Consider the following 2,487-nt stretch of genomic DNA (forward strand, 5'->3'; position numbering starts at 1 on the left):
CCGCCGCCGCGCCGCAGGCCCAGGCGCTGCCGCGCGACGCGCTGGTGGTGCTGCGCGAGATCGACGCCGACCGCTACGACCCCGCCCGCACCTCGGCGCTGGCCGCCGGCGAGGCGCTGTTCCTGCTCTCCGACACGCTGGTGACGCTGGACTGGGACCAGCGCACGGTCCGCCCGGGCCTCGCCGAGAGCTGGACGGTCAGCGAGGATGGCCGCACCTACACCTTCAAGCTGCGCCAGGGCGTCACCTTCTGCGACGGCAAGCCCTTCACCGCGCGCGACGCCGCCTATTCGCTGAGCCGCTGGGCCGACCCCGCGACGCGCAGCCCGGTGCGCTGGCGCGCCGGGCCGGTCAAGCGCATCCACGCCACCGACGACCACACCCTGGTCTATGAGCTGAACGAGCCCTTCGGCGAGCTGCTGCTGCAGCTGACGCACTACTTCGGCAGCATGGTCGACCAGGCGACGGTGGAGCGGCTGGGCGACAATTTCGGCGTGCAGGGCTTCAACGGCACCGGCCCCTATTGCTGGCAGTCCTGGACGCCGCGGCAGGAGATGGTGCTGACCCGCCACCCCCGCTACAACTGGGGCTCGCCGATCTACAGCAACCCCTCGCCGCAGATCGAGCGCATCATCCTGCGCGTCATCCCGGAAGCCACGACGCGGCTGGCCGCCATCCAGACCGGCCAGGGCGATGTGACGCAGTGGATCCCGCATATCGCGCTGGAGGGGCTGCGCCGCCTGCCGACGCTCACCGTGCAGCAGCAGCCGGTGCATCTGTTCGACCATTTCCTGGGCTTCAAGGTCGACAAGCCGGTGGCCGGCGACCCCGCCATCCGCCGCGCCGTCAACCTGGCGGTGGACAAGCAGGCGATCGCGCGCGCGGTGTTCTTCGGCGCGGGCGAGGCGGCCACCGCCTATCTGAACCCCGAGACGCTGGACTACAGCGCCGAGGCCGCGGCGCTGGTGCCGCAGCACGACCCCGCCGCCGCGCGCCGCGTGCTGGACGAGGCCGGCTGGCGCGCCGGCCCCGACGGGGTGCGGGTGAAGGACGGGCAGCGCGCCTCGCTGCTGCTCTACGCGCTGCAGACCAGCGTCAACAGCACGGTGATGCAGGCGATCCAGGCCGATCTGCGCCGTGTCGGCATCGAGCTCAGGGTGCAGCTCTGGGACGCCACGGTGGGCTGGGGCAAGCTGGCGACGCAGGAATTCGACGCCTTCGTCATGTCCTACCCCTACATGTCGGCCACCGACGCCTTCTCGCTGTATTTCCCGAGCACCAACCGCCCGACGCCCAACCGGATGAACTGGAACGACCCGGAGACCGACCGCGACCTGGCGGCGGCGCGGCAGGCGACCGACCCGGCGGAGCGGGCGCGGCTGATCGGCGCGGTGCAGCGCCGGGTGGCCGAGGCCAATGTCTGGCTGCCGCTGCTGCGCCAGCCGCTCTGGGTCGCCTCCACCCGCCGGGTCGAGGGGGTGCGGCCGCACGGGCTCTATGGCGTGGCGCTGTACAAGGGGCTGGACCTGCGGCTGACCCGCTGACCGGCCGGCCCGGCCCGCCGCACAGGGCGGGCCGGGCAGCCCCGCACCGGGCGGCGGTTCAACGCGGCGCGGATTCCTGGCACAAGGCGGGCAGCGACCGCCCCGCCAGGAGAGATGGATTGGCCGAGACCCCCCCGCCGCCCGACCGCCGCCCCGATCCTGGCCGGCAGGCCCCCGCCGACGCCACGCCCGAGGCGGTGCCTGAGGCGGTGATCGAGGCCGCCGGGCAGCAGCCGGCCGCCCCCGCCCCGCAGGCCGCCCCCATGGCGCTGACCCGCGACTACCTGCAGAGCGGCGCCATCGACGAGATGGCGCGCGCCGCGCTCGGCGCCACGCTGCTGAGCCAGGAGGCGCGCGAGGCCTCGCTGCGCGCGACGCTGGCGGCGCGCCCGCCGGAGGCCGAGGCGGTCTGGCTGTTCGGCTATGGCTCGCTGATCTGGAACCCGACCATCCACTTCGCCGAGCAGCGCCGGGCCCGCATCGAGGGCTGGCAGCGGCATTTCTGCCTCTCCACCCCGATCGGCCGCGGCACGCCGGAGCGGCCGGGGCTGGTGCTGGCGCTCGACCGCGGCGGCGCCTGCGAGGGCGTCGCCTTCCGGCTGGAGGAGGCCGGGCTGCAGGCCGAGCTGTCGCTGGTCTGGCGGCGGGAGATGCTGAGCGGCGCCTACATCCCGCTCTGGCTGCCGCTGCAGGCCGAGGATGGCCGCGCCTTCGGCCATGGCATCGCCTTCGTCATCAACCCCGACGGCCCGCAATACGCCGACCTGGCGGAGGCCGAGATCGTCCACCGCCTGGCCACGGCCAGCGGCCGGCTGGGCAGCTGCGCCGAGTACCTGTTCAACACGCGGGAGGGGCTGCGGCGCCTCGGCATCGCCGACCCCATGCTGGAGCGGCTGGCCGGCGCCGTCACCGCCGCCCAGGCGGCGCGCCCAGGCGGCTGAGC

General features: G+C 74.3%; 2 protein-coding genes. Both read left to right on the forward strand.

What is annotated here, in order from left to right:
- On the forward strand, positions 1-1,544 hold a 1,544-nt coding region (locus HMPREF0731_RS17325), incomplete at its 5' end, for an ABC transporter substrate-binding protein (protein ID WP_007005481.1).
- 119 nt (positions 1,545-1,663) lie between these two features.
- Entirely contained in the window at positions 1,664-2,485 is an 822-nt protein-coding gene (locus HMPREF0731_RS17330) for a gamma-glutamylcyclotransferase (RefSeq protein ID WP_007005482.1), read from the forward strand.
- Positions 2,486-2,487 lie beyond the last annotated feature (2 nt).

The organism is Pseudoroseomonas cervicalis ATCC 49957, assembly GCF_000164635.1.
GTDB classification, from domain to species: domain Bacteria; phylum Pseudomonadota; class Alphaproteobacteria; order Acetobacterales; family Acetobacteraceae; genus Pseudoroseomonas; species Pseudoroseomonas cervicalis.